We start from the raw sequence: 504 nt of genomic DNA, 5'->3' as shown, positions 1-504 counted from the left end.
GGTCGAACCACACGGTGTACAACATTAACTACCACTTCGTGTGGTGTCCGAAGTACCGCCATACCATTCTCGAACCAATCGAGGATTCGCTGGAAGCGAGTTTCCGTGCCATGTGCGACGAGTACGGCTACGAGATACTGTCGTCGTCCGAAAATCGGAGATTTTCGTGATCACGAGAGACTGCGTCTCTCGAACGACTCCACATCTCACCCGACCACGTACACCTGTTCCTGTCAGCCCACCCGAAGCATGCGCCGAGCGAGATTGTGCGAACGGTCAAGAGCATCACGGCGCGGGAGATGTGGGAACAGCACGAGTCGTACTTGAAGGAGTATCTGTGGGGAGGTGGGTTCTGGGAGGAATCGTACTACGTGGGGACGGCGGGTGATGTTTCGACCGACACGATTGAGCAGTATATCGAGCGAACGGAACACGTTTAACGGGGCTTACGGCCTTCACCCTCGGGGTCAAGCCCCGAGGCACTCGGCCTGCTCCGCCAGTAGA

Annotated in this window: 1 pseudogene; it reads left to right on the top strand. The window is 56.9% G+C overall.

The features are described 5' to 3' along the window. Positions 1–440: pseudogene (gene tnpA, locus VI234_RS21235) on the top strand (IS200/IS605 family transposase); the annotation flags it as partial. Positions 441–504 lie beyond the last annotated feature (64 nt).

The organism is Haloarcula sp. CGMCC 1.2071 (assembly GCF_037078445.1).
Taxonomy (GTDB): Archaea; Halobacteriota; Halobacteria; order Halobacteriales; family Haloarculaceae; genus Haloarcula; species Haloarcula amylolytica.
Note: the sequence above shows the minus strand (reverse complement) of the source record. Positions and strands in the feature narration are given on the sequence as shown.